The sequence below is a fragment of the Streptomyces rapamycinicus NRRL 5491 genome, assembly GCF_024298965.1.
Lineage (GTDB): Bacteria > Actinomycetota > Actinomycetes > Streptomycetales > Streptomycetaceae > Streptomyces > Streptomyces rapamycinicus.
On record NZ_CP085193.1, the window covers coordinates 9260066 to 9284894 of the forward strand.

Sequence of the window (24829 nt, forward strand, 5' to 3'; positions counted from 1 at the left end):
GGGAGCACATCCATGGCCTCTCATACGCCATCGCCCACATCCGCCGCCCGAGCCGACGCGCTCCGCGAAGCGCTGGCCACCCGCGTGGTGGTCGCCGACGGCGCGATGGGGACGATGCTCCAGGCGCAGGAGCCCAGTCTCGACGACTTCCAGCAGCTCGAGGGCTGCAACGAGATCCTCAACATCACCCGCCCGGACATCGTCCGCTCGGTCCACGAGGCGTACTACGCCGTCGGCGTGGACTGCGTCGAGACCAACACCTTCGGCGCCAACCACGCGGCGCTCGGTGAGTACGACATCCCCCACCGCGTCCACGAGCTCTCCGAGGCCGGCGCCCGGATCGCCCGTGAGGTCGCCGACGAGTTCGGCGCCGACGGACGCCAGCGCTGGGTGCTGGGCTCCATGGGCCCGGGCACCAAGCTGCCCACCCTCGGCCACGCCCCGTACACCACCCTCCGCGACGCCTACCAGGCCAACGCCGAAGGAATGATCGCCGGCGGCGCGGACGCCCTCCTGGTGGAGACCACCCAGGACCTGCTGCAGACCAAGGCCTCGATCATCGGCGCCCGCCGCGCCCTCGAGGCCACCGGTGCCAACCTCCCGGTGATCTGCTCGGTCACCGTCGAGACCACCGGCACCATGCTGCTCGGCTCCGAGATCGGCGCGGCGCTCACCGCCCTCGAACCGCTCGGCATCGACATGATCGGCCTCAACTGCGCCACCGGCCCCGCCGAGATGAGCGAGCACCTGCGCCACCTGGCCCGCCACTCCCGGATCCCGCTGTCCTGCATGCCCAACGCCGGCCTCCCGGTGCTGGGCAAGGACGGCGCCCACTACCCCCTCACCCCCGGCGAGCTCGCCGACGCCCAGGAGACCTTCGTCCGCGAATACGGGCTCTCCCTGGTCGGCGGCTGCTGCGGCACCACGCCCGAGCATCTGCGCCAGGTCGTCGAGCGGGTCCGCGAGCTGACCCCCACCGAGCGCACCCCGCGCCCCGAGCCCGGCGCCGCCTCGCTCTACCAGACCGTGCCGTTCCGCCAGGACACCTCGTACCTGGCCATCGGCGAGCGCACCAACGCCAACGGCTCCAAGAAGTTCCGCGAGGCCATGCTGGAGGCCCGCTGGGACGACTGCGTGGAGATCGCCCGCGAGCAGATCCGCGAGGGCGCCCATCTGCTCGACCTGTGCGTGGACTACGTCGGCCGGGACGGCGTCGCGGACATGGAGGAGCTGGCCGGGCGGTTCGCCACCGCCTCCACCCTCCCCATCGTCCTGGACTCCACCGAGGTCGACGTCATCCGGGCCGGGCTGGAGAAGCTCGGCGGACGCGCGGTCATCAACTCCGTCAACTACGAGGACGGGGACGGCCCCGAGTCGCGGTTCGCCAAGGTCACCCGGCTGGCCCAGGAGCACGGCGCCGCCCTCATCGCGCTGACCATCGACGAGGAGGGCCAGGCCCGCACGCCGGAGAAGAAGGTCGAGATCGCCGAGCGGCTGATCGCCGACCTGACCGGCAACTGGGGCATCCACGAGTCGGACATCCTCATCGACACCCTGACCTTCACCATCTGCACCGGTCAGGAGGAGTCCCGTAAGGACGGCATCGCCACCATCGAGGCGATCCGCGAGCTCAAGCGCCGCCACCCGGACGTCCAGACCACACTGGGCCTGTCCAACATCTCCTTCGGCCTCAACCCGGCCGCCCGCATCGTGCTCAACTCCGTCTTCCTCGACGAGTGCGTCAAGGCGGGCCTGGACTCGGCGATCGTGCACGCCTCCAAGATCCTGCCGATCGCGCGGTTCGAGGAGGAGCAGGTCCGGACCGCACTGGACCTGGTCTACGACCGCCGCGCCGAGGGCTATGACCCGCTCCAGAAGCTGATGGGGCTCTTCGAGGGCGCCACCGCCAAGTCCCTCAAGGCGGGCAAGGCCGAGGAACTGGCCGCGCTGCCCCTGGAGGAGCGCCTCAAGCGCCGCATCATCGACGGTGAGCGCAACGGCCTGGAGGCCGACCTCGACGAGGCCCTCCAGGAGCGCCCCGCCCTCGACATCGTCAACGAGACGCTGCTGGAAGGCATGAAGGTGGTCGGCGAGCTGTTCGGCTCCGGCCAGATGCAGCTGCCGTTCGTCCTCCAGTCCGCCGAGGTCATGAAGACCGCGGTCGCCCATCTGGAGCCGCACATGGAGAAGTCGGACGACGAGGGCAAGGGCACCATCGTGCTCGCCACCGTCCGCGGCGACGTCCATGACATCGGTAAGAACCTCGTGGACATCATCCTGTCCAACAACGGCTACAACGTCGTCAACCTGGGCATCAAGCAGCCGGTCTCCGCGATCCTGGAGGCCGCCGAGGAGCACCGCGCCGATGTGATCGGCATGTCCGGGCTGCTGGTGAAGTCCACGGTGATCATGAAGGAGAACCTGGAGGAGCTCAACCAGCGCAAGCTGGCCGCCCGGTTCCCCGTGATCCTCGGCGGCGCCGCGCTCACCCGGGCCTATGTCGAGCAGGATCTGCACGAGATCTACGAGGGCGAGGTGCGCTACGCCCGCGACGCCTTCGAGGGGCTGCGGCTCATGGACGCCCTGATCGCCGTCAAGCGCGGCGTGCCCGGCGCCACCCTGCCGGAGCTCAAGCAGCGCCGGGTGCCCAAGCGGGACGTGTCCGTGAACGAGCCGGAGCCGGAGGGCCCGTCCCGGTCCGACGTGGCCACCGACAACCCGGTGCCCACCCCGCCGTTCTGGGGCACCCGCGTGGTCAAGGGCATCCAGCAGGCCGACTACGCCTCCTGGCTGGACGAGGGGGCGCTGTTCAAGGGCCAGTGGGGGCTCAAGCAGGCCCGCACCGGCGAGGGGCCGAGTTATCAGGAGCTGGTGGAGTCCGAGGGCCGTCCGCGGCTGCGCGGCTGGCTCGACAAGCTGCACACCGAGAACCTGCTGGAGGCGGCCGTCGTCTACGGCTACTTCCCGTGCGTCTCCAAGGGCGACGACCTGGTCCTGCTGAACGAGGACGGCAGCGAGCGGACCCGCTTCACCTTCCCGCGCCAGCGCCGCGGCCGCCGGCTGTGCCTGGCCGACTTCTTCCGCCCCGAGGAGTCGGGTGAGACAGATGTCGTCGGCCTCCAGGTGGTGACCGTCGGCTCGAAGATCGGCGAGGCCACCGGCGAGCTGTTCGCCGCCGACTCCTACCGCGACTACCTGGAGCTGCACGGCCTGTCCGTCCAGCTGGCGGAGGCGCTGGCCGAGTACTGGCACGCCCGGGTCCGCTCCGAGCTGGGCTTCTCCGGTGAGGACCCGAGCGAGATGGAGGACATGTTCGCGCTGAAGTACCGCGGCGCGCGCTTCTCGCTGGGCTACGGCGCCTGCCCCGACCTGGAGGACCGCGCGAAGATCGCCGACCTGCTGGGGCCGGAGCGGATCGGGGTGAAGCTCTCGGAGGAGTTCCAGCTCCACCCCGAGCAGTCCACGGACGCCATCGTGATCCACCACCCGGAGGCGAAGTACTTCAACGCGCGGTAGACGCGCGGTAGCCCCCCGGCGGCCTTCTGTGACCGCCTTGGGCTCTCACCGGGCGCGTCGGCGCGGCGCGACGTAGACTGGTCGATCCGGTAGAGGCCGGTCGCCTTCCCAACAGCGGAAGGGGGCCGGCCTTCGTGCCCCTTATCCGGAGGTGTTTGGATGACCAGCAGCATCCCCGCCGTCGACACCCGTACGGCCGAAGGCTCGGCCCTGCAGGCCGTTCTGCTCGACATGGACGGCACCCTGGTCGACACCGAGGGCATCTGGTGGGACGCGGAGGTCTCCATCTTCGCCGAGCTCGGGCACGCCCTCGCCGAGGAGTACCGCCAGGTCGTGGTGGGCGGTCCGATGTCCCGCAGCGCCCAGTTCCTGATCGAGGCCACCGGCGCCGAGATCGCCCTCGCCGAGCTCACCGGCCTGCTCAACAGCCGTTTCACCGAGCTGATCGACGGCAGCGTGCCGATGCTGCCCGGCGCCCACCGGCTGCTCACCGAGCTGGCCGCGCACGGTATCCCCACCGCCCTGGTCTCCGCCTCCCACCGGCGGGTGATGGACCGCGTCCTGCGCTCGCTCGGCCCGGCGCACTTCGCCCTGACGGTCGCGGGCGACGAGGTCGAGCGGACCAAGCCGCATCCGGACCCCTATCTGTTCGCCGCGGCCGGGCTGGCCGCCGAGCCGGGGCGGTGCGTGGTCATCGAGGACACCGACACGGGCGTACGGGCCGCGGAGGCGGCCGGGTGCCGGGTGGTCGCGGTGCCGTCCGTGGTGCCGATCGAGCCCGTGGCGGGGCGTACGGTCATCGGCTCGCTCGAAGAAGTCGATCTCGATTTCCTGCGCACTCTGGTCACGGCGGTGCACTGATCGCGCACCGAGCGTATTCCTGTAAATTACAAACTGAATAGCGCGGGCGGACTTTTCACGTTCCGTTGGCGACAACGGAACGTGATGTTTATCACTGCATATGCCGTAGACGAGTGCGACGGATGACTGTCGCGCGTCCCGTCTGGTGCGTTTTGGGTGAGCCCTTGTGTCCGGATTGGTGGCATGGCGTACGAATCGCGGCCACGTCCGAATATCGGTCGATGATCGCGCGTTATCGGGGCGTGATATCGCCTCAACTTCGTTGTGTCTGAGCATCACTGGCGCCGCGGACTAATCTCGTCGCGAGTAGTTGATCGATGGCAGGGAGACTCCCGACAATGACGCGCAAGTCGCTGGTGCTGCCGGCTGTGGCCGGCCTCCTGATCTCCACGCTCGCCGCGTGCGGTGGTACCGACGGCTCGGGCTCGGACGGCAAGACGCTCGTCCTGGGCAGCACGGACCGCATAGAGGCGTCGAAGGCGGCGCTCGCGCCGCTGGACCCCGCCCTGGCCTACGACTTCGCGTCCTGGAGCGTGCTGCACAACGCCTTCCAGACGCTGATGCGGCTGCCCCGCTCGGGAACCGAGCCGATACCCGACGCCGCCGAGAAATGCGGCTTCCAGGACAGACAGAGCGAGCAGTACCGCTGCACCCTGCGGGACGGGCTGAAGTTCTCCAACGGCCACGACCTCACCTCGAAGGACGTCAAGTTCTCCCTCGAGCGGGTGCTGCGCATCGACGACCCCAACGGCACCAAGTCCTTGCTGTCCAACGTGGACAAGATCGAAACTCCCAGCGACCGCGAGATCGTCATCCACCTCTCGCAGCCGGACGCGACCTTCCCGTCGAAGCTCACCACCCCGGCCGCCGCGATCGTGGACAGCGAGGTCTACAAGCCCGACGCGCTGCGCAACGGCTTCGACATGACGGGCTCGGGCCCGTACAGCGCCAAGACCGAGGTGCGCGACAACCGGCTGACGAAGGTCGTCTTCACCAAGAACTCCCACTACAAGGGCGATGTCGAGCCGAAGGCCGGCAAGGTGGAGATGCGGTTCTACGACTCCGCGTCGACCATGGAGCGGGCGCTGGTCAAGGGCGACATCGACGTGGTCCACCGCGGCTTCTCGCCCGAGCAGATCGACAAGCTCAACAAGGGCGATGTCAAGGGCGTCCGCCTCTTCGAGTCTTCCGGCCAGGGCATCCGCTACCTGGTGTTCAACACCTCCGACCCGACGGTGAAGAACAAGGCGGTCCGGCAGGCCATCGCCCATCTCGTGGACCGCCAGGCGCTGGTGCGAGATGTGTACAAGCGGACCGCCGAGCCCCTGTACTCGATGATCCCCACCAGCATCTCCTCGCATATCAACTCGTTCCACAACGAGTACGGCGACCCGGATCCCGCGGAGGCCCGGCGCGTGCTGAGCGAGGCCGGTATCAACACCCCGGTGAAGCTGACGCTGACCTACACCACCGACCACTACGGCCCGGAGACGGCCGGGGAGTTCAAGGAGCTGCGCAAGCAGCTCAACGGCAGCGGACTGTTCTCCGTCAAGATCAAGGGCTACCCGTGGCGGGACTTCCGGCCCGAGCTCGTCAAGCGCCAGTTCTCCGTCTCCGGGATGGGCTGGCTGCCCGACTTCCCGGACCCCGACAGCTACACCGCGCCGTTCCTCACCAAGGACAACTTCCTCAACTCGCCCTACAGCAACAAGACCATCCAGGACGAGTTGATCCCCAAGACCCGGCAGGAGGCCCAGCGCAGCCTCGCCGACAAGGACTACCAGTCCATCCAGAACGCCGTCGCCAGCGATGTGCCCTACCTTCCGCTGTGGCAGGGCAACACGTACGTGGCCGCCCGCGGGAACGTGACGGGCGCCGAGTACGCCTTCGACTCCTCGACCATGCTCCAGCTGTGGGAGCTCGGCAAGGGCGACTGAGAACGACTTACGGGGGTCGGGTACGAAGACGTCGAGTGTGTGAGGAATACCGTTGAGGAAACGTGATCAGTGGCTGGCAGCTCCCCTCGGGGCAGGACTGGCCGCCGCCCTGCTCACCGGCTGCGGCAGTGAGGACGGCGACGCGGCGGGCACCGGTGAGCACGTGGTCATGGGGATGTCGGACGAGGTGCTCGCCACCGACCCGGCGTCGGGCTACGACCCGGGCTCCTGGCTGCTGTTCAACAACGTCTTCCAGTCGCTGCTGAGCTTCCCGAAGGGCAGCACCACACCGCAGCCGGAGGCGGCGGAGAAGTGCTCCTTCAAGGACGACACCAGCCGGGTCTACTCCTGCACGCTGAAGGACGGCCTGAAGTTCTCAAACGGTCATCCGCTCACCTCCGAGGACGTCAAGTACTCCTTCGAGCGCACCAAGCGGATCAATGACCCGAACGGTCCGGCGCTGATGCTCACCTCCATCGGGAGCATCGACGCCCCGGACAAGCGGACCGTCGTCTTCCATCTGAAGGACTCCGACGCGACCTTCCCGCAGAAGATCGCCTCCGGCGCCGGGTCCATCGTGGACCACGCGGAGTACCCGGCCGACAAGCTGCGCACGGACCACAAGGCGGTCGGCTCCGGCGTCTACAAGCTGGACTCCTTCACCAAGGGCGAGGCGGACTTCTCCGTCAACGACGGCTACCAGGGGCCCGCCAAGCCGAAGAACTCCGGGCTGACCCTGAAGTTCTTCCACGGCGGGCAGGCGCGGCTCAAGTCCGCCGTGCAGAAGGGCGATGTGGACCTCGCCTACCGCGGACTGGCCATGCGCGACCTCGCCGACCTCCAGGCGCGGAGCCTCGGCGGCGGCAAGAGCCTGAACGTGGTCGAGGGCACCGGCGCCGAGGTCCAGCACCTGGTCTTCAACATGAAGGACCCGGTGGCGGGCAAGCTCGGAGTGCGCAAGGCCATGGCGTACCTCATCGACCGCTCCACCCTGGTGCGGGACGTCTACAAGCGCACCGCCGAACCGCTGTACTCGGTGGTCCCGGCCGGTATCACCGGCCACAACACCGCCTTCTACGACAAGTACGGCGACCGCCCGCAGCCCGGGAAGGCCAAGCAGGCGCTGCGGGACGAGGGGATCACCGGCAAGGTCAAGCTGACCCTGTGGGGCACCCCGATCCGCTACGGCCCCGGCACCGTTCCGGGCCTGCGCCGGATCGCCGCGCAGCTCAACGCCAGCGGACTGTTCGACGTCGACGTGAAGAGCGCGGACGTCGCCACGTACGAGAAGGGCGTCGCCGGGGGGAAGTACGGCGTCTATGTGAAGGGCTGGGTTCCGGACTACCCGGACCCGGACAACTTCGTCGCCCCGTTCTTCGGCGCCGGCAATGTCCTGGCCAACCACTACACCTCGCCGCGGCTGACCGCGCAGCTCATCCCCGCCACCGCCGAGCAGCCCAGCCGCGAGGCCACGGTCGGCGACTTCCAGCGGATCCAGGACATCGTCGCCGACGAGGTGCCGATGCTCCCGCTGTGGCAGGGCAAGCAGTACGCGGTGGCCCAGGACGACATCACCGGACTGCAGTGGACCCTCGACTCCTCGACGGTCTTCCGCTTCTGGGAGATCGGCAAGTCGTCCGACGGCTGACGGGTGCTACCGGCCCATCGGCAGGTAGCACCCGTCAACCGCCCCGGTGACGCCTACTGCGCGCCGGGGCGGACCAGCCCGCTCTCGTAGGCGTAGACGGCGGCCTGCACCCGGTCGCGCAGCCCCAGCTTGGTCAGCACATGGCCCACATGCGTCTTGACCGTGGTCTCGCTGACGAACAGATCGGCGGCGATCTCCGCGTTGGACAGCCCCCGGGCCACCAGCTTCAGCACCTCGACCTCGCGCTCGGTCAGCGTGTGCAGGGTGTCCGGCACCGGCTCCTCACCCGACGGCAGATGCCCGGCGTACTTGTCCAGCAGCCTGCGGGTGATGCTGGGCGCCAGCATCGCCTCGCCCGCCGCCACCACGCGGATGGCCTGCACCAGCTCGGTGGCGGGCGCGTCCTTCAGCAGGAAGCCGCTGGCCCCGGCGCGCAGCGCCTCCACCACGTACTCATCCAGGTCGAAGGTGGTCAGCACCAGCACCTTGGCCGGGCCGTCCCGCCCCGGACCGGTGATCTGACGGGTCGCCTCCACGCCGTCCATCCGCGGCATCCGGATGTCCATCAGGACCACATCGGGCTGCAGCGCCCGCACCTGATCGAGGGCCTGCAGACCGTCCCCGGCCTCACCGACGACCGCCAGATCCTGCTCCGCCTCCAGAATCATCCGGAAGCCGGTGCGCAGCAGCGGTTGATCATCGACCAGTAGGACGCGGATCGCCACGGGAACTCCTTCTCCTAGACCGCGTCCATTCTGCCGGACTGCCCCGGAAGGACCGCCAGCGGATAAGGCGGCGGCGTACCCCCGAATTCCGGACAGTGCGCCTGGTGGTCGCACCAGCCGCAGAGCCTGGTCTGCCGGGGCACGAAGGCACCGGTCTCCGTGGCCAGCCGGATCGCCTCCCACAGGGCCAGCACCTTGCGCTCCACGGCCCGCAGATCCCGCTCCTCCGGGTCGTACGTCAGCACATCCCCGCTGCCCAGATAGACCAGCTGGAGCCGCCGCGGGATCACCCCGCGCAGCCGCCACAGCACCAGGGCGTAGAACTTCATCTGGAACAGCGCCTCGCCCGCGTACTGCGGCGCGGGGGCCTTGCCCGTCTTGTAGTCCACGATCCGCACATCACCGGTGGGGGCGATGTCGATCCGGTCGATGATTCCACGGAGCGTCAGCCCGGACTCGAGCTCGGCCTCCACGAACAGCTCGCGCTCCGCGGGCTCCAGACGGGTCGGATCCTCCAGCGAGAACCACTGCTCCACCAGCGTCTGGGCCCCCGTCAGCCACTCGGCCAGCCGGTCCGGCGCCGGAGCGCCGTCCTCCTCCTGGAACAGCTCCGCCAGCTCCGGCTTGGCCGCCAGCAGCCGCTCCCACTCGCCCGGCACCATCGACCGGGCCCGCGGGGCGGTGCGGTCGGCGGCCGGGGCGTCGAAGAGCCGCTCCAGCACCGCGTGGACCACCGTGCCGCGGGTGGCCGCCGCGCTGGGCTTCTCCGGCAGTTTGTCGATCACTCGGAAGCGGTACAGCAACGGGCACCGCATGAAATCGGCCGCCCGTGAGGGTGACAACGAGGCGGCGGGGCCGGACTTCGGTGGCCCGTCGGAGGGTTCGGCCTTCCCGGTGGTGGTTCCCGTGGTGGTTCCCATGGCGAAGACCCTACGACCCGCCACCGACAGCCGGACGCATACCATCGACGTTCGAGCCCCCGGCACTGCATGATCGTGGGGACCGTATCAAAAAGAAGGGTGCGATCGAGCATCCGACGAGGGGACACCGTGGACAACAGCGGGCAGCGGCAGTCCGACAACGGGGAATCGGACCGCGCGACCGAGCCCGAGGGCGGCAAGCCGCCGCGCCCACGCGACGTGGGCGGCGGCATTCTCATGGGCCGGCCCTTCGGCGTGCCCGTGTACGTCTCGCCCAGCTGGTTCCTGGTCGCCGCCCTCATCACCTGGGTCTTCGGCGGCCAGCTCGACCGGGTGCTGCCCGAGCTCGGCGCGGCCCGCTATCTGGTCTCGCTCTTCTTCGCGGTGGCCTTCTACGCCTCGGTGCTGGTGCACGAGCTCGCCCACACCGTGGCCGCGCTCCGCTTCAAGCTGCCGGTGCGCCGGATCCAGCTGCAGTTCTTCGGCGGTGTCTCGGAGATCGAGAAGGAGACCGAGACCCCCGGCCGGGAGTTCGTGCTCGCCTTCGTCGGCCCGCTGCTCTCCCTGGTCCTGTCGGGCGTGTTCTACCTCGGCATGATGGTCGTGGAGCCCGGCACGGTGCCCGGGGTGCTGCTCGCCGGGCTGATGATCTCCAACCTGATCGTGGCCGCGTTCAACCTGCTGCCCGGGCTGCCGCTGGACGGCGGGCGGATGCTGCGGGCCGTCGTCTGGAAGATCAGCGGCAGGCCCATGACCGGCACCGTCGCCGCCGCCTGGAGCGGCCGCGCGCTCGCCGTCGCGGTGCTCGTCGGGCTGCCGCTGCTCACCCAGGCGGGCGGGCTCGGCGAGGAGCCCAAGAGCTTCGGCAGCGTCGACTCGCTCACCGACGCGCTGCTGGCCGCCATACTCGCCGCGATCATCTGGACCGGCGCGGGCAACAGCCTGCGGATGGCCCGGCTGCGGGAGCGGCTGCCGGACCTGCGCGCCCGTACGCTCACCCGGCGCGCCGTCCCCGTGGCGGCCGACACCCCGCTCTCCGAGGCGCTGCGCCGGGCGAACGAGGCGGGGGCCCGGGCCCTGGTCGTGGTGGACGGCCACGGCGCCCCGACCGCCGTGGTGCGCGAGGCGGCCATCGTGGGGATCCCCGAGCACCGCCGCCCCTGGGTCGCGGTCAGCGGTCTCGCCCAGGACCTCAAGGACGGTATGCGGGTCTCCGCCGAGCTCACCGGCGAGGAACTGCTGGACACCCTGCGTGCCACCCCCGCCACCGAGTACCTGGTGGTGGAGGAGACCGGCGAGATCTACGGGGTGCTCTCCACGGCCGATGTCGAGCGCGCCTTCGTGGCGGCCATGGCCAGGACCCCCTCGGGCCGCTCCTGAGGCCCCGGGCGTGGTCCGGGCACGGCGAAGTGCCCGGTAGGCTGTTCACATGTCCGAACCGACCGGTGCCGCCCGCCGTCGCGGGCCCTTCCAGGTCGGGGACCAGGTCCAGCTCACCGACCCCAAGGGACGCCACTACACCTTCACGCTCGAGTCAGGGAAGAACTTCCACACCCACAAGGGATCCTTCCCCCATGACGAGCTGATCGGTGCCCCCGAGGGAACCGTCGTGCGCACCACGGGAAACGTCGCGTATCTCGCGCTGCGCCCCCTGCTCCCCGACTATGTCCTGTCCATGCCACGAGGCGCCGCCGTGGTCTACCCCAAGGACGCGGGGCAGATCCTGGCGATGGCCGACATCTTCCCCGGCGCGCGCGTCGTCGAGGCGGGCGTCGGCTCCGGCTCGCTCTCCACCTTCCTGCTGCGGGCCATCGGCGACCAGGGCATGCTGCACTCCTACGAGCGCCGGGCCGACTTCGCCGAGATCGCCGCCCAGAACGTCGAGCGCTACTTCGGCGCCCCGCACCCCGCCTGGCGGCTCACCGTCGGCGACCTCCAGGACAACCTCAGCGACACCGACGTGGACCGCGTGATCCTGGACATGCTCGCCCCCTGGGAGTGCCTGGAGCCGGTGTCCAAGGCGCTCGTCCCCGGCGGCATCCTGTGCGCGTACGTCGCCACCACCACCCAGCTCGCCCGCACCGTGGAGGCCATCCGCGAGCACGGCACCTTCAACGAGCCGTCGGCCTGGGAGACCATGGTGCGCACCTGGCACGTGGAGGGCCTGGCGGTACGGCCCGACCACCGCATGATCGGCCACACCGGCTTCCTGCTCACCGCCCGTCGGCTCGCGGACGGTGTAGAGCCCCCGATGCGCCGCCGCAGGCCCGCCAAGGGCGCCTACGGCGAGGACTACGTGGGCTGGGGCACCGCCAAGGACAGCGGCACCGCCAAGGACAACGGCACCGCCAAGGGCACAGGCGCCACGGAAGGCTCAGGAGCCGACAGGCGCCCCTCCGGCGGCCAGGACACCCAGGCGGACACCCCCTCCGGCGACGTCTGACGGCCGTCCGGGATCCGTCCGGCGGCCGCCCGAGGGCCCGCCCCCGGCGGAGACCGGCACCACAACGGCTCGGCGCGGCCACCGAATTCCTCGTGTGAGGGCGGTGGCCGCGCCCCTGTGAGATGTGGCACCATGCGGGTCATCTCCCGCCTCAGCCCCTCACATGGAGTCATCCCGCGTGCAGCCTCTGGGCCCGGATCTCGCGCACACCCAACCCCGTCCGGTGCACTGGGTGGCGACCGCGGCCGCCGTGGCCGCCGTCATCGCCGGAGGGTCGTTCTTCCAGCCCTCCGACGCCAAGGCCACCACGTCCACCACCGCCTCCGCGCCGGGCACCGGGGGGCTTCCGGCCGCCAAGGCCCCCGACCCCCGCGCCGCGGACTATCCGATGAACTGCGGACGGGCCCGGCCCGACGTCATCGACCGGGGCTCGGCGGACCTGGACGGGGACGGGCGGCCGGAGACCGTCGCCGTGGTGCGCTGCCCGACCGCCTTCGGCACCCCGCCCAGCGGCGTCTATGTGCTCTCCCAGCCGACCGGCCGCGCGGGCGCCGCGCCCCGTGTGGTGTCCACCTTCGTGGATCCGAAGGAAGGGATGAGCATCAGCGATTTCGCGGTGCGCGGAAAGAGGGTTTCGGCCACGTTGCTGGGATACTCGTCGGCCAAGGTCCCGCGGTGCTGTCCGGATCTGCAGCGCAAGGTCAACTGGCAGTGGCGGGACGGAAAGTTCGTACTGAAGGCGCTGCCGGTCCCGGGGAGTGTGTGAGCGGTTACTCGCGGCGTGTCACCCCGCGTCGGGTCCGTAGACCTCGACCCGGTCCGTGACGCGGCGTACATGGATGCAGTCGCCGGGGCACTCCTTGGCGGAATCCCTGACCTCGGTCAGCAGGGCCAGGGGGACCGGGGTGGTCGCGCCCTTGTCCTGCAGCAGCTCATCGTCGGCGCTCTTGACGTAGGCTAGACCGTCGATGTCGAGTTCGAAGACCTCGGGAGCGTACTGGGCGCAGATGCCGTCCCCGGTGCACAGATCCTGGTCGATCCAGACCTCAAGACCGCCGAGCTCCTCGTTCCGCACGGTGTGCCCCCTCCTGTTCCTTCGATACGCGATTCAACATTGTCTAAATATCGCCAACCCTGGCGGGTGTTGACCGTGTCGACGATACAACCGCTCGCTTTCCGATGTTGTTGGGTGGGTATTCACCTGGCGTGAGGGAGTGCGCAAGGGTGAAGATCGGACACACGCCGACCGGGTTTGTGATCTAGGGGTTTCAACCCGCACCGGCCCAGGTAGGGTCAGGAAGCGTCCAGCTCCCCTTGGAGGAGGTGAGGACCGTGGCAGCCCACGACGACGACATCAACCGCGGCATCCGGCCGGGGCGGGGGTCTGACGACCCTGCCGGCCAGGTTGCCTATCTCGAGCAGGAAATCGCCGTCCTGCGCCGCAAGCTCGCCGACTCTCCGCGTCATACGAGGATTCTCGAAGAGCGGATCGTCGAGCTGCAGACCAATCTGGCGGGAGTCTCCGCACAGAACGAGCGGCTCGCGAACACACTCCGTGAGGCCCGCGATCAGATCGTGGCCCTCAAGGAGGAGGTCGACCGGCTCGCGCAGCCGCCGGCCGGTTTCGGTGCCTTTCTGCAGGCGAACGAGGACGGTACGGCGGACATCTTTACCGGGGGCCGTAAACTCCGGGTGAATGTCAGCCCAAGCGTCGAGCTCGACGACCTCAGGCGCGGCCAGGAGGTCATGCTCAACGAGGCGCTCAATGTGGTCGAGGCCATGGAGTTCGAGCGCGCCGGGGACATCGTCACCCTCAAGGAAGTCCTTGAGGACGGCGAGCGCGCCCTGGTGATCGGGCACACCGACGAGGAGCGGGTGGTGCGGCTGGCGGAGCCGCTGCTGAGCACCACCATCCGGCCCGGTGACGCCCTGCTGCTCGAGCCCCGGTCCGGCTATGTCTACGAGGTGGTACCGAAGAGCGAGGTCGAGGAGCTCGTCCTCGAAGAGGTGCCGGACATCGACTACAACAAGATCGGCGGTCTGGGAAACCAGATCGAGCTGATCCGCGACGCGGTCGAGCTCCCGTATCTCTATCCCGACCTCTTCAAGGAGCACGAACTGCGGCCGCCCAAGGGTGTGCTGCTGTACGGCCCGCCCGGCTGCGGTAAGACGCTGATCGCCAAGGCCGTGGCCAACTCCCTTGCCAAGAAGGTCGCCGAGGTGACCGGCAAGCCCGCGGGGAAGAGCTTCTTCCTCAACATCAAGGGCCCCGAGCTCCTCAACAAGTACGTCGGCGAGACGGAGCGGCACATCCGGCTGGTCTTCCAGCGGGCTCGGGAGAAGGCCAGCGAGGGCACGCCCGTCATCGTCTTCTTCGACGAGATGGACTCCCTGTTCCGCACCCGTGGCTCCGGGGTCAGCTCGGACGTGGAGAACACCATCGTCCCCCAGCTGCTCTCCGAGATCGACGGTGTGGAGGGCCTGGAGAACGTGATCGTCATCGGTGCCTCCAACCGCGAGGACATGATCGACCCCGCGATCCTGCGCCCCGGCCGCCTCGATGTGAAGATCAAGATCGAGCGTCCGGACGCCGAGGCCGCCAAGGACATCTTCTCGAAGTACCTGACGGAGTCCCTGCCGATCCACGGCGACGACCTCTCCGAGCACGGCGGGTCGCCGAAGGCCGCGATCGGCGGGATGATCCAGTCGGTGGTCGAGCAGATGTACACCGAGTCCGAGGAGAACCGCTTCCTGGAGGTCACCTACGCCAATGGCGACAAGGAAGTCCTCTACTTCAAGGACTTCAACTCCGGCGCCATGATCCAGAACATTGTGGACCGCGCCAAGAAGATGGCGATCAAGGACTTCCTGGACCACAACCAGAAGGGCCTTCGCGTCTCCCATCTGCTCGCCGCCTGCGTGGACGAGTTCAAGGAGAACGAGGACCTGCCCAACACCACGAACCCGGACGACTGGGCCCGGATCTCCGGTAAGAAGGGCGAGCGGATCGTGTACATCCGCACCCTGGTCACCGGAAAGCAGGGCGCGGACACTGGACGCTCCATCGACACGGTGGCGAACACCGGTCAGTACCTGTAACACCGCGGTCCGGCTGCGGATGTCCTGGACGGGGCATCCGCAGCCGGATGCGCTTTTCGGACCGCATTCTTCGTATGAGTCCTACGAGCCCTACCGGAGCAATGACTGTAATGATCTCCGCAGCACCGCTTGGCCGTTCTAGGCTCTTCGGTACCGCAGTATCGCGGCACGGGGGATCGGGGGCCGCAGATGGACCGGGAGCGCAGCGGTACTTGAGCGCCGATCCCAGCCGGGGGCGGCGCCGGGCAAGGAGGGCCGCATGACCGTACGGCGCGTAATGGGAATCGAGACGGAGTACGGGATCTCCGTCCCGGGGCACCCGAACGCCAATGCCATGCTCACCTCATCCCAGGTCGTCAACGCCTACGCGGCGGCGATGCACCGGGCGCGCCGCGCCCGCTGGGACTTCGAGGAGGAGAACCCGCTGCGGGACGCCCGCGGATTCGACCTCGCACGCGAGTCCGCGGACGCCAGCCAGCTCACGGACGAGGACATCGGCCTGGCCAATGTGATCCTCACCAATGGCGCGCGGCTCTATGTGGACCATGCCCACCCCGAGTACTCCGCCCCCGAGGTCACCAACCCCCGGGACGCGGTGCTCTGGGACAAGGCCGGTGAGCGCATCATGGCCGAGGCCGCGCTGCGCGCCGCCGAGCTGCCCGGCGGCCAGCCCATCCACCTCTACAAGAACAACACCGACAACAAGGGCGCCTCCTACGGCACGCATGAGAACTACCTGATGAAGCGGGAGACCGCCTTCTCGGACATCGTGCGCCACCTGACGCCCTTCTTCGTCTCCCGCCAGGTCGTCACGGGCGCGGGCCGCGTCGGCGTCGGCCAGGACGGCCATGAGCACGGCTTCCAGATCAGCCAGCGGGCGGATTACTTCGAGGTCGAGGTCGGCCTGGAGACCACGCTCAAGCGCCCGATCATCAACACCCGCGACGAGCCGCACGCCGACGCCGAGAAGTACCGCCGGCTCCATGTGATCATCGGCGACGCCAACCTCTCCGAGCTGTCGACGTACCTCAAGCTCGGCACCACCGCCCTGGTGCTGTCGATGATCGAGGACGGCTTCATCGCCGTGGACCTCGCGGTGGACCAGCCGGTGCGCACCCTGCACCAGGTCTCGCACGACCCGACGCTGCGCCGTCTCGTCACGCTGCGCAGCGGCCGTACGCTTACCGCGGTGCAGCTCCAGATGGAGTACTTCGAGCTGGCCCGCAAATACGTCGAGGACCGCTACGGGGCGGACGCCGACGAGCAGACCCGGGACGTCCTGGCCCGCTGGGAGGACGTGCTGAACCGGCTGGAGCGCGATCCCATGAGCCTGTCCGGCGAGCTGGACTGGATCGCCAAGCGGGAGCTGCTCGAGGGCTACCGCCGCCGCGACGCCCTGGAGTGGGACGCGGCCCGGCTCCATCTGGTGGACCTCCAGTACGCCGACGTGCGCCCGGACAAGGGCCTGTACAACCGGCTGGTGGCCCGCGGCAAGATGAAGCGGCTGCTGGACGACCAGGACATCGCGCGCGCCCAGAACAAGCCCCCGGAGGACACCCGCGCCTACTTCCGCGGCCGCTGCCTGGAGCAGTACGCGGACGACGTGGCCGCGGCCTCCTGGGACTCGGTGATCTTCGACCTGCCGGGTCGTGACTCTCTGCAACGGGTTCCCACCCTGGAGCCGCTGCGCGGCACCCGCAACCACGTCAAGGAGTTGCTGGACCGTTGCCGCACGGCCGAGGACCTGGTCCGGGTGCTGTCCGGAGGCTGAAATGCCCTTGGGCCGGGAATCATCGAGGTGGCCTCCGTACGTTGTAGCGAGTGGGAGGCCGATGTCGGACCCTGCTTGTAGGGTCTGATCTTGAGACCGATCGAATCAGCGGGCGAACCGAGCGGGGTGAGGGAAATGGCGACCAAGGACACCGGCGGCGGTCAGCAGAAAGCGTCGCGCTCGACCGAAGAGGTCGAGGAGCAGACGCAGGACGCACAGGCCGCGGACGACCTCAAGGAGCGGCAGGAGAAGCTCTCGGACGACGTCGACTCCGTGCTGGACGAGATCGACGACGTGCTCGAGGAGAACGCGGAGGACTTCGTGAGGTCTTTCGTCCAGAAGGGCGGACAGTAAGGCGCGTCTTCTCCGTCCTGCGTCCCCGCGGAGGGGACGCAGGACGGATGACTTCCATGGCCAGGGGTATGGTCCGTGCATCATTTCAAGATCTGGTGGAAGGAAACGTGTGGAAGCCAACACTCGTAGCACAGGGCGTCTGCCGGCTGCCTTCCTGACGCCCGGCTCCTCGTCGTTCATGGACTTCCTGGGCGACCACTCGCCCGAGCTGCTTCCGGGGAACCGTCCACTGCCTCCGGTGCAGGGCGCCATCGAGGCCCCCCACGGCACCACCATCGTGGCGGTGACCTTCTCCGGCGGCGTGGTGCTCGCCGGTGACCGCCGCGCCACCATGGGCAATGTCATCGCGCAGCGTGACATCGAGAAGGTCTTCCCCGCCGATGAGTTCTCGGCGGTCGGGATCGCGGGGACCGCCGGTATCGCGGTGGAGATGGTCAAGCTCTTCCAGCTGGAGCTGGAGCACTTCGAGAAGGTCGAGGGCACCGTGCTCTCGCTCGAGGGCAAGGCGAACAGGCTGTCGACCATGATCCGCGGCAACCTCGGCATGGCGATGCAGGGCCTTGCCGTGGTCCCGCTCTTCGCGGGGTGGGACGTCGACCGGGAGAAGGGCCGCATCTTCTCCTACGACGTGACCGGGGGGCGTTCGGAGGAGCGCGGCTTCGCCGCCACCGGCTCGGGCTCGATGTTCGCCCGGGGCGCGCTCAAGAAGCTCTATCGCGAGGATTCGACCGAGGAGCAGGCCGCCACGACCGTGCTCCAGGCGCTCTATGACGCCGCCGACGACGATTCGGCCACCGGAGGGCCGGATCTCGCCCGCCGTATTTATCCGATCATCACCTCCCTCACCGAGGACGGTTTCAAGCGGTTCAGCGAGGACGAGGTGTCCGAACTCGCCCGCGCCATCCATGAACGGCGCCTCGAAGAGCCGGACGGCCCCCGCGCCGCCCTGCTCTGATCAGGACGGTCCTACCGGAATGCATTCGCCAATGACAGAAGGGACGGACAGCCGGTGACGACGCCGTTCTATGTTTCTCCTCAGCAGGCCATGGCCGACCGCGCGGAATACGCCCGCAAGGGCATCGCACGCGGCCGCAGCGTGGTCGTGCTGCAGTACGCCGACGGCATCGTCTTCGTTGCGGAGAACCCGTCCCGCGCGCTGCACAAGGTCAGCGAGATCTATGACCGGATCGCCTTCGCGGCGGTCGGTAAGTACAACGAATTCGAGAATCTGCGCATCGGCGGTGTCCGTTACGCCGATCTGCGTGGCTATACCTATGACCGTGAGGATGTCACCGCCCGCGGGCTGGCGAACGTCTACGCCCAGACCCTGGGCACGATCTTCTCCAGCGCCGCCGAGAAGCCGTACGAGGTCGAGCTGATCGTCGCCGAGGTCGGGGAGGGCCCCGAGGACGACCAGATCTACCGGCTTCCGCACGACGGCTCCATCGTGGACGAGCACGGCTCGGTCGCCGTCGGTGGCAACGCCGACCAGATCAGCAGCTACCTCGACCAGCGCCACCGCGACGGCATGACCCTGGCCGAGGCCCTCAAACTGGCCGTCGACTCGCTCTCCCGTGACAACAACGGCGGGGAGCGCAGCCTCACCGCCGAGCAGCTCGAGGTGGCGGTCCTGGACCGCACCCGCCCCCAGAAGCGCAAGTTCAAGCGCGTCCTGGGCGGCCAGCTCTCCCGGCTCCTGGAGTCCGGAGAGGGCGGGGCCGACGCGGAGGCGCCGGCCGAGTCCTCGGAGGAGTCCTCCTCGGAGTCCGAGGACTGACCCACCCGCCGCCGTTTCGTCTCACCGCCCACCGCCGCCCCGGCCCACCGGGGCGGCGGTGGGCGTTATGGGTCCCGGGCCCGGGTCAGAGCCGTGGGGGAGGGGCCGTGGAGCCCCGGCGGAGCAGGTCGACGGGGAGCACGGTGTCCTGGGGCGTCTCGCCGTCCAGGAGCGTCATCAGGGCCCGCATGCCCGCCGCGCCCACCGCCTCCGCCGAGAGCCGGACCGTGGTCAGCTCCGGCTCCACCGCCGTGGCCAGGGCCAGATCGTCGAAGCCGGTCACCGAGATGTCGTCCGGGATCCGCAGCCCCAGCCGCCGGGCCGCCTTGCAGGCGCCCGCGGCCAGGATGTCGTCGTCGCAGACGAGCGCGGTCGGCCGGGGCCCGGGGCGGGCCAGGACGCGCTCGGCGGCCCGGCGGCCCTCCTCGACACTCAGCCCCGCCGGTTCCGCGCTCAGCGCGGCGCCCGGAACCCCGTCCACCGTCTCCGCCAGGGCCCGGGCGCGGACCCGGAAGGTCCAGGAGTCCACCGCCGCCGCCAGATGGGCCACCCGGCGGTGCCCGAGCCCCAGCAGATGCTCCGCCACCTGCCGTGCCCCGTCCGCGATGTCGAGGTTGACCGTGGCCGCCGCGGCCGCGTCGTCCGGGTCGCTGTCGAGCATCACCAGCGGCAGCCCGCCGCCGCGCACCGCGACCAGGGCGTCGGCCGCCATGGAGGAGGCGATCACCCCGTCCAGCGAGGCGCGCGCCGAGTCGAACGGGTCGCGGGCCGGGCCCACGCCCTCGGGGGACGGGTAGAGCACCACACCGAAGCCGTTGTCGGCGGCGACCCGCTCGGCGCCGGTGTAGACGCGGGCGAAGAACTCGGTCGTGAGGGCGGGCACCACCAGCAGCACGGTCCTGGTGCGGCCCAGGCGGAGGCTGCGGGCCGCGAGGTTGGGGCGGTAGCCGAGGTCCCGCGCGGCGGCGCGCACGGTCTCCACGGTGCGCTCGGAGACCCGTCCGGGCCACTTCTCCCCGAGCACCAGGGAGACGGTCGCCTGGGACACGCCCGCCGCGCGCGCCACATCCCGGCTCGTCGCCGGCCGTCCCGCGGCCTCCCCGCCGCCGCCCGGAGCCGCTCCGCGGCTGCCTGGACCTGCTCCGCCGCCGCCCGCTGTCGCCCCACCGCCCGGAGCCGTCCCGCGGCCCGGACCTGCCCCGCCGTCGCCCGGACCGCCGCGCCGCGCCCGCTCACCCGTCCGGCCGGTTCCCCGGGAACCTTTCCCGGCGGCCCCGCCCGCCGTGTGGGGGCGGTCCGCGCTCGCCACCATCGTCTCCGCTCCCCTCGGTCGCCGTACGGCTGACCGCAGGCTGCTCATTCCGGCCCCGCGAGTGGACCCGCGGTGGCGGCCATGGTACGTATGACGCTGGACGTTATACGTACAACGTCACTCACGACCCGCGACGCGCTCGCGACAACCCGGCGGAACCCACCGGAACCACCGGAACCACCGGAACCCGCAGGAAGGGGCAGGCAATGGCGGCTGGCTACGGGGAACTGCTGCGCACCCCGCACGCGGCACGGCTGCTCACCGGCACGCTGCTGGGGCGGCTTCCGAACGCCACCGCCGCCCTCGCCGTGCTGCTCTTCGCCCGCGCCGAGGGCGGCAGCTACGCCCTCGCCGGGGCGCTCTCGGCCGTCTACGGCGCGGCCAACGCGGTGGGCCAGCCGCTGCTGGGCCGGGCCGTGGACCGCCTCGGCCAGCCCCGGGTGATGCTCCCCGCCGCCGTGGCCTCCGCGCTCGGGATGGTCCTCTTCGCCGTCGTCGGGCTCGAGCCGCTGCCCGTGGCGTACGCGGCGATGCTGATCGCCGGCGTGTTCACCCCGCCGCTGGAGGGCGGGCTGCGGGCGCTGTGGCCCACGGTGCTGCGGCGCGAGGACCAGGTGCACGCGGCGTACGCGCTGGACGCCGTGGCCCAGGAGGTGATGTTCGCGGTCGGCCCGCTGCTGGTCACCCTGTCCGTGGCCGTGTGGTCCGAGGCGGCCGCGCTGCTGGTCATCAACGCCGTCGGGGTCGCGGGCGCGCTCTCCGTCGTGGTCTCGCGGCCTTCGCGGCAGTGGCGCTCCGCGCCGCGCGAGGCGCACTGGCTGGGCGCGCTGCGCTCGCCCGGGCTGCTGGTGCTGCTCGGCTCGTTCTTCTTCATCGGGCTGGCCCTCGGCGCCATCGCGGTGGCCGCCGTGGCGTACGCCGACGAGCACGGCGGTGGCGCGGTCTCCAGCGCGCTGCTCTCCGCCCTCGGCGTGGGCGCGCTGATCGGCGGCATCGTCTACGGCGGCCGCACCTGGCCCGGCGCGCCCGAACGGCGGCTGCGGCTGCTGGTGGCCGCGCTGGCGCTGGGCTATCTGCCGCTGATACTGGTGCCGGGCGTCGTCGCGATGACCGTCCTCGCCGGGGTGGCGGGCGTGTTCCTCGCCCCGGCGCTGGCCTGTGCCTTCGTCGTAGTGGACCGCCATGCGCCGTCCGGCACGGTCACCGAGGCGTTCTCCTGGCTGGTGACCACCTTCGTGGTGGGCAACGCGGTCGGCACCGCCGTGGCCGGGCCCGCCGTCCAGTTCGGCGGGGTGGCCCCCGGATTCACGGTGCCCGCGGCCGGTGGCGCGGCCGCGCTGGCGGTGCTGCTGGCGGCCCAGCGGTTCCTCCTGGACGGGCCGCGGCCCGTCGTTCAGCCCACCACGTACCGAACACCGGATGAACCTCGTGCGGAAAATGATCGCAACCATGCCGCCGAACCCGGTTTCAGAGCACGCCATCAGGCGTAATGTTCAGGCATGGACCGCCGCATTTTCGGGCTGGAGAACGAGTACGGCGTCACGTGCACATTCAGGGGACAGCGCCGGTTGTCTCCTGACGAAGTGGCGCGGTACCTCTTCCGCCGTGTTGTCTCCTGGGGCCGCAGCAGCAATGTCTTCCTGCGCAACGGCGCCCGCCTCTATCTGGACGTGGGCTCGCACCCGGAATACGCGACACCCGAGTGTGACAACGTGACCGAGCTGGTCACCCACGACAAAGCGGGCGAGCGCATTCTCGAAGGTCTGCTCGTGGACGCGGAGCGCCGCCTGCACGAGGAGGGAATCGCGGGCGACGTCTATCTCTTCAAGAACAACACCGACTCCGCGGGCAACTCCTACGGCTGCCACGAGAACTATCTGGTGGCACGGCACGGGGAGTTCTCCCGGCTCGCCGACATTCTCATCCCGTTCCTGGTGACGCGACAGCTCCTGTGCGGCGCGGGCAAGGTCCTCCAGACCCCCCGCGGCGCGGTCTACTGCGTCAGCCAGCGCGCCGAGCACATCTGGGAGGGCGTCAGCTCCGCCACGACCCGCTCCCGGCCGATCATCAACACCCGCGACGAACCCCACGCCGACGCCGAGCGGTACCGCCGGCTGCATGTCATCGTGGGCGACTCCAACATGTCCGAGACCACCATGCTGCTCAAGGTCGGCGCCACCGACCTGGTGCTCCGCATGATCGAGGCGGGCACGGTGATGCGCGACCTGACCCTGGAGAACCCCATCCGGGCGATCCGCGAGGTCAGCCACGACATCACCGGGCAGCGCAAGGTGCGGCTCGCCAGCGGGCGCGAGGCGTCCGCCCTGGAGGTGCAGCAGGAGTACTACGAGAAGGCCGTCGACTTCTGCGAGCGCCGGGGCATCCGCACCGGCATGGTCGAGCGCGTCCTCGAACTGTGGGGCCGCACCCTCGACGCGATCCGCACCGAGGAGCTCGACCGCATCGGCACCGAAATCGACTGGGTGATGAAGTACCAGCTCATCGAGCGGTACCGGGCGAAGAACAACATCACCATGTCGCATCCCCGCATCGCCCAGATAGACCTCGCCTACCACGACATCCACCGCCGCCGCGGCCTCTACTACCTGCTGGAGAAGCGCGGCCAGGCGGCCCGGGTCTGCAACGACTTGAAGATCTTCGAGGGCAAGTCGGTGCCACCGCAGACCACCCGCGCCCGGCTGCGCGGCGACTTCATCCGCCGGGCCCAGGAGCAGCGCCGCGATTTCACCGTCGACTGGGTGCATCTGAAGCTCAATGACCAGGCGCAGCGCACCGTGCTGTGCAAGGACCCGTTCCGCTCGGTCGACGACCGGGTGGAGAAGCTGATCGCCGGTATGTGACCGGCGTACGGCTTACCTTCCCCTCGGGCCCCGTGCGTTCTCCGGACGGGGCCCGAGTCACGTCGTAGAGTGGCGCGCACTGGCCATCTCAAGATCTACCTAACGAGGACTCCGTGCGTCGACGCTCCGTACTCCTTGCCGTGCCCGCGGGCCTGCTGACACTCGCGGGCTGCGGTGACGATGAATCAGGGTCCGACAAGACCAAGCCGTCCCAGGAGCCGACGAGCCCGAGTCCCTCACCGGCCCCCACCGGCAAGATCGTCTCCGGCCCGGTGCCGGCCATTACCGCGGGTAAGAAGTTCGGTGAGAAACCGAAGGTCGCCAAGGGCACGGGGAAGCCCTCGCAGAGTCTCGCGGTCAAGACGATCAGCCAGGGCGACGGCAAGAAGACAGCCAAGGGCGACTGGCTCCAGATCAACTACCTGGCGCAGATCTGGGACACCGGGAAGGTCATCGACAACACCTTCGACAAGAAGAAGACCGCGGCCTTCCCCGTCGGCAAGGGCCAGGTCCTCCCGGGCTGGGACCAGGGACTGCTGGGCCGGAACCTCGGCAGCCGGCTGGAGCTGGCCGTCCCGCCCGCGTACGCCTACGGCAAGCAGGGGCAGCCGCAGGCCGGTATCAAGGGCACCGACACGCTGGTCTTCGTCATCGACCTCGTCGGCGCCTACAACGCCAAGAGCGCGGCCAAGGGCAGCAAGGTGGACCAGACCGACGCCGACCTGCCCAAGGTGTCCACCAACACCGACGGCAAGGCGCCCAGCATCACCGTCCCCAAGAAGTCCGCGCCGAAGAAGCTGGTCTCCGAGTACGTCATCGAGGGTGACGGCAAGGAGGTCAAGAAGACCGACGCGCTGCTCGTCAACTACAAGGGCGTGCTGTGGGACGGTGGCAAGGAGTTCGACTCCAGCTACAAGCGCGGCGAACTCGCCCAGTTCTCGCTCCAGCAGGTCGTCAAGGGCTGGTCGCAGGGGCTGACGGGGAAGAAGGTGGGCAGCCGGGTGCTGATCGTCGTGCCCCCGGACCTGGGCTACGGCAAGGCGGCCCAGAAGGGCATCCCGGCCAACTCCACGCTGGTGTTCTCGGTGGACATCCTGGCGGTTCTGTAGCCTGTGCGGGTTGCCCACCACGTCACAAGGAGCAATTTCGTGAGCATCGAGAAGCCCGAGGTCGACTTCCCGGGCGGCGAGCCGCCGGCCGAGCTGGAGATCAAGGACATCTGGGAGGGCGACGGGCCCGCGGCCAAGGCCGGCGACAACATCGCCGTGCACTATGTGGGCGTGTCCTTCAGCACGGGCGAGGAGTTCGACGCGAGCTACAACCGCGGCACCCCGCTGCGGATCCAGCTCGGCGTGGGCCAGCTCATCTCCGGCTGGGACCAGGGTCTGCAGGGGATGAAGGTCGGCGGCCGCCGCCAGCTCATCGTCCCGCCGCACCTCGGCTACGGCGACCGGGGCGCCGGTGGTGGCCGGATCAAGCCGGGCGAGACGCTGATCTTCGTCTGCGACCTGGTCTCCGTCTGAGACGGCCGTCCGTCGCGCCGAGGGCTCCTGCCGGTGAGCGGGGGCCCTCGGCTTTTGCCGCGCGTCCCGGTAGCGGTACGGT

At 69.5% G+C, this 24829-nt stretch carries 20 protein-coding genes; 16 read left to right on the forward strand and 4 right to left on the reverse strand.

The genetic code is table 11. From position 1 onward, the window contains the following. Nucleotides 1-12 precede the first annotated feature (12 nt). From metH to LIV37_RS39025, 4 genes are all read left to right on the forward strand, one after another. Nucleotides 13-3516, forward strand: a complete 3504-nt coding sequence (gene metH / locus LIV37_RS39010; protein WP_020872573.1) for a methionine synthase — start codon at nt 13-15, stop codon at nt 3514-3516. A gap of 159 nt (nt 3517-3675) precedes the next feature. Further along, on the forward strand, nt 3676-4377 hold the full coding sequence (locus LIV37_RS39015) for an HAD family hydrolase (RefSeq protein WP_020872574.1): 702 nt from the start codon (nt 3676-3678) through the stop codon (nt 4375-4377). Nucleotides 4378-4715: 338 nt separating this feature from the next. Continuing rightward, nucleotides 4716-6314: an ABC transporter substrate-binding protein gene (locus LIV37_RS39020; RefSeq protein ID WP_020872575.1), complete on the forward strand. Its 1599-nt coding sequence runs from the start codon at nt 4716-4718 to the stop codon at nt 6312-6314. A gap of 52 nt (nt 6315-6366) precedes the next feature. Beyond that, nucleotides 6367-7962, forward strand: a complete 1596-nt coding sequence (locus LIV37_RS39025; RefSeq protein WP_020872576.1) for an ABC transporter substrate-binding protein — start codon at nt 6367-6369, stop codon at nt 7960-7962. Nucleotides 7963-8015: 53 nt separating this feature from the next. Here LIV37_RS39025 and LIV37_RS39030 read toward each other — a convergent pair whose 3' ends face one another. Then, entirely contained in the window at nt 8016-8687 is a 672-nt protein-coding gene (locus tag LIV37_RS39030) for a response regulator (RefSeq protein WP_009719179.1), read from the reverse strand. Nucleotides 8688-8701: 14 nt separating this feature from the next. Then, nucleotides 8702-9607, reverse strand: a complete 906-nt coding sequence (locus LIV37_RS39035) for a RecB family exonuclease (protein WP_020872577.1) — start codon at nt 9605-9607, stop codon at nt 8702-8704. 129 nt (nt 9608-9736) lie between these two features. On the opposite strand from LIV37_RS39035, the gene LIV37_RS39040 reads away from it, so the two are divergent. From LIV37_RS39040 to LIV37_RS39050, 3 genes are all read left to right on the forward strand, one after another. Beyond that, complete coding sequence (locus LIV37_RS39040) at nt 9737-10987, forward strand: site-2 protease family protein (protein WP_020872578.1); 1251 nt, start codon at nt 9737-9739, stop codon at nt 10985-10987. Nucleotides 10988-11036: 49 nt separating this feature from the next. Beyond that, a complete protein-coding gene (locus LIV37_RS39045) occupies nt 11037-12050 on the forward strand; it encodes a tRNA (adenine-N1)-methyltransferase (RefSeq protein WP_020872579.1) in 1014 nt (337 codons plus the stop codon). Nucleotides 12051-12228: 178 nt separating this feature from the next. Then, a complete protein-coding gene (locus LIV37_RS39050) occupies nt 12229-12816 on the forward strand; it encodes a hypothetical protein (RefSeq protein ID WP_020872580.1) in 588 nt (195 codons plus the stop codon). Nucleotides 12817-12834: 18 nt separating this feature from the next. On the opposite strand, the gene LIV37_RS39055 is transcribed toward LIV37_RS39050, so the two are convergent. After that, the gene (locus LIV37_RS39055) at nt 12835-13125 is read right to left on the reverse strand and encodes a ferredoxin (RefSeq protein ID WP_020872581.1); all 291 of its coding nucleotides are present in this window, start codon (nt 13123-13125) and stop codon (nt 12835-12837) included. Between the two features lie 257 nt (nt 13126-13382). Here LIV37_RS39055 and arc point away from each other — a divergent pair, with 257 nt between their 5' ends. The 5 genes from arc (at nt 13383) to prcA (ending at nt 19051) form a co-directional block, all read left to right on the forward strand. Continuing rightward, the gene (gene arc / locus LIV37_RS39060; protein ID WP_121824000.1) at nt 13383-15149 is read left to right on the forward strand and encodes a proteasome ATPase; all 1767 of its coding nucleotides are present in this window, start codon (nt 13383-13385) and stop codon (nt 15147-15149) included. Between the two features lie 259 nt (nt 15150-15408). After that, complete coding sequence (dop, locus tag LIV37_RS39065; protein WP_078956995.1) at nt 15409-16920, forward strand: depupylase/deamidase Dop; 1512 nt, start codon at nt 15409-15411, stop codon at nt 16918-16920. A 135-nt stretch (nt 16921-17055) separates the two neighbouring features. Then, nucleotides 17056-17274, forward strand: a complete 219-nt coding sequence (locus LIV37_RS39070; RefSeq protein ID WP_020872584.1) for a ubiquitin-like protein Pup — start codon at nt 17056-17058, stop codon at nt 17272-17274. 109 nt (nt 17275-17383) lie between these two features. Next, nucleotides 17384-18229 (forward strand): proteasome subunit beta, encoded by an 846-nt coding sequence (prcB, locus tag LIV37_RS39075; RefSeq protein WP_121823999.1) that lies wholly within the window; start codon nt 17384-17386, stop codon nt 18227-18229. 54 nt (nt 18230-18283) lie between these two features. Beyond that, nucleotides 18284-19051, forward strand: coding sequence for a proteasome subunit alpha (gene prcA, locus LIV37_RS39080; protein ID WP_121823998.1), 768 nt, complete (start codon nt 18284-18286; stop codon nt 19049-19051). An 85-nt stretch (nt 19052-19136) separates the two neighbouring features. Here the strand turns inward: prcA and LIV37_RS39085 are convergent, their stop codons facing one another. Further along, nucleotides 19137-20117, reverse strand: a complete 981-nt coding sequence (locus LIV37_RS39085) for a LacI family DNA-binding transcriptional regulator (protein ID WP_020872587.1) — start codon at nt 20115-20117, stop codon at nt 19137-19139. A 452-nt stretch (nt 20118-20569) separates the two neighbouring features. Between LIV37_RS39085 and LIV37_RS39090 the strand changes: the two genes are divergently transcribed. The 4 genes from LIV37_RS39090 (at nt 20570) to LIV37_RS39105 (ending at nt 24747) form a co-directional block, all read left to right on the forward strand. Then, nucleotides 20570-21853 (forward strand): MFS transporter, encoded by a 1284-nt coding sequence (locus LIV37_RS39090; RefSeq protein ID WP_020872588.1) that lies wholly within the window; start codon nt 20570-20572, stop codon nt 21851-21853. A gap of 9 nt (nt 21854-21862) precedes the next feature. Further along, a complete protein-coding gene (gene pafA / locus LIV37_RS39095; protein ID WP_121823997.1) occupies nt 21863-23224 on the forward strand; it encodes a Pup--protein ligase in 1362 nt (453 codons plus the stop codon). 113 nt (nt 23225-23337) lie between these two features. After that, a complete protein-coding gene (locus tag LIV37_RS39100) occupies nt 23338-24333 on the forward strand; it encodes an FKBP-type peptidyl-prolyl cis-trans isomerase (protein WP_121823996.1) in 996 nt (331 codons plus the stop codon). Between the two features lie 39 nt (nt 24334-24372). Next, nucleotides 24373-24747: an FKBP-type peptidyl-prolyl cis-trans isomerase gene (locus tag LIV37_RS39105; protein ID WP_020872591.1), complete on the forward strand. Its 375-nt coding sequence runs from the start codon at nt 24373-24375 to the stop codon at nt 24745-24747. The last annotated feature ends 82 nt before the right edge of the window (nt 24748-24829 follow it).